Annotated in this window: 2 protein-coding genes; one reads left to right on the top strand and one right to left on the bottom strand. The window is 72.3% G+C overall.

What is annotated here, in order from left to right; translation table 11 throughout:
* Positions 1-1,438 (bottom strand): DEAD/DEAH box helicase (locus Q7F20_RS18320; protein WP_305741487.1); only part of this gene is annotated, 1,438 nt, incomplete at its 3' end.
* Between the two features lie 277 nt (positions 1,439-1,715).
* Here Q7F20_RS18320 and Q7F20_RS18315 point away from each other — a divergent pair.
* Entirely contained in the window at positions 1,716-2,540 is an 825-nt protein-coding gene (locus Q7F20_RS18315) for an endo alpha-1,4 polygalactosaminidase (RefSeq protein WP_305741486.1), read from the top strand.
* Positions 2,541-2,624: the final 84 nt, after the last annotated feature.

The raw sequence follows: 2,624 nt of genomic DNA, 5'->3' as shown, positions 1-2,624 counted from the left end.
CGGCGCCACGGCCGCCGCGACGACCACCGGTCGCCTGGCCACCACGACCGCCCTCGGCGTCCGCCGGACGACCGCCACGACGGTTGCCGGAACCGGCCGACCCGGAGGCCGGAGCCGCCTGCGCGGACTGACCCGCGCCTCCCGAGCGTGAACCGCGACCACGACGACGACCGCCGCCCGCGCTGTCGGACTCGGCCGAGCGCTGCTTGGGCGCCCGCTGCTGCTGGGCCGGCTGCTCCGGGGCGACGTGGCGGACCGGAGCGACCTCGCCGACGAGCTCGGCGACGGCGGGCGAGCTCGACGTGACCTGCTGCGGCGCGACCTTGATCGCGGCGGCGCGCATCATCTGCGCGACGTCGCGGCGCTCGGCGGGCAGCGAGATCGTAACGACGTCACCCGAGGAACCGGCACGTGCGGTGCGGCCTGAGCGGTGCAGGTACGCCTTGTGCTCGGTCGGCGGGTCGACGTGGACGACGAGCTCGACGTGGTCGACGTGCACGCCGCGGGCGGCGACGTCGGTGGCGACGAGGACGAGGGCCTCGCCGGAGGAGAACTTCGCGAGGTTGCGCTCCCGGGCGCCCTGCGACAGGTTGCCCTGCAGGTCGACGGCCGGGATGCCCTGGCTCGTGAGCTGCTTCGCGAGGCGCTTCGCGTGGTGCTTCGTGCGCATGAAGAGGATGCGACGACCGGTACCGCTCGCGAGCGTGCGGACCAGGTCCTTCTTCGCGTCGGCGTCGGCGACCTCGAACAGGTGGTGCGTCATCGCCTCGACCGGGCTGGTCTCGTCGTCGACCGAGTGCATGACCGGGTCGTGCAGGAACTTCTTGACGAGCTTGTCCACGCCGTTGTCGAGCGTGGCCGAGAACAGCAGCCGCTGTCCCTGCTCGGGCGTCGCCTGCATGATCTTCGTCACACCGGGGAGGAAGCCCATGTCGGCCATGTGGTCGGCCTCGTCGAGGACGGTGACCTCGATGTCGGCGAGGGTGAGGTGTCCCTGCTGCATGAGGTCGGCGAGGCGACCCGGGCAGGCGACGACGATGTCGACGCCGCCGCGGAGGGCGTCGACCTGACGACCCTGCCCGACGCCGCCGAAGACGGTCGTGGTGTTGAGGCCCATCGCCTTCGCGAGCGGCGCGAGGGTCGCGTCGATCTGCGTGGCGAGTTCACGGGTCGGGGCGAGCACCAGGGCGCGGGGGCGTCCGGCGCGACGCTTCCGGCCGCTGGCGGCGAGGCGCGCGGCGAGCGGGATCGCGAAGGCGATGGTCTTGCCGGAGCCGGTGCGACCGCGGCCGAGGACGTCCTTGCCCCGGAGCGAGTCCGGGAGGGTGTCGGCCTGGATCGGGAACGCTGCGTCCTTGCCCTGCTGGGCGAGGACGTCGACCATCGGCGCGGGGACGCCGAGGTCGGAGAAACGGATGTCGTTCGTGGTGTCGGTCATCGTGACCTTTCCAGCCGGTCTGACCGGCTGTGGGCGCGCTCTGGAGCAGCGCGCGGGCGGGATGCGCGCCAACGATGGTGGCTGGCGCAGTCGCCGCAGCAGAGAAGCCTGGGCACCTTCGTGAGGTGCTCGATCATCGACCACGCAGGTGGTCGGGAGTTCGGGGCGTCCGTACGACGCACGAGGCGATCGGCGCCTCGAGTACTCCCAGCATAGCGGACCGACCCCGCGGACCGGGGGGTGGGGTCGTTCGCCCTGCGCGTGCGAGGATGCCCGGGTGCGTGCCAGGACCCTGCTCATGACCGTCGCGACCGCCCTGGTCGCCGTGCTCGGCACCGCCTCCTGTGCGACGGCCACCCCGGCGTCGTCGTACCGGAACCTGCCGACCTCGGGCATCCCGGACTACCAGCTCGGTGGGTCGTACGCTCCGCCGTCGGGTGTCACGCTCGTGGAGCGGGACAGCACCGAACGCCCTGCGGAGGGGAAGTACTCGATCTGCTACGTCAACGGCTTCCAGACCCAGCCCGGGGACGCCGCGATGTGGAAGCGCGACCACCCGACGGCGATCCTCCGCGACGGTCGCGGGCGGCCGTTCTCCGACCCGGGCTGGCCGGACGAGACGCTCCTCGACACCACGACCGCCGCCAAGCGCGCCACCATCCTGAAGGTGCTGACGAAGAGCGTCGCGCGGTGCGCGGACCGGGGCTTCGACGCGGTCGAGTTCGACAACCTCGACTCGTGGACGCGGTCGAAGGGGAAGCTGACGCGGTCGGGGAACCTGGCGCTCGCAGCGGCACTCGTGCGGGTCGGGCACGGCGAGGGCCTCGCGGTCGGGCAGAAGAACACCCCGCAGCTCGGGCCCTCCGGGCGGAAGCAGACCGGCTTCGACTTCGTGGTCGCCGAGGAGTGCTTCGTCTACCAGGAGTGCGGCGCGTACACGAAGGCCTACGGGAAGCGGGTCATCGACGTCGAGTACTCGGACAACACCGAGCGGCCGTGGGCGACCGTGTGTGCGTCCTCGAAGCGGCCGGCGATGACGATCCTGCGCGATCGGGACCTCGTGACGCCCTCGAGCCCGGAGTACGTGTTCGAACACTGCTGACCCCGGCGCACGGTGGGCGGGCGGGCGCGGCAGTGTGCGAGGTTCCGCGCGCTGTGGGACGCGTGCGCCGTCGCACGGGGGGCG

The organism is Curtobacterium sp. A7_M15 (genome assembly GCF_030705415.1).
In the GTDB taxonomy this organism is placed as follows: domain Bacteria; phylum Actinomycetota; class Actinomycetes; order Actinomycetales; family Microbacteriaceae; genus Curtobacterium.
The sequence above is the reverse complement of the archived record's forward strand: the minus strand, read 5'-3'. Positions and strand labels throughout refer to the sequence as shown.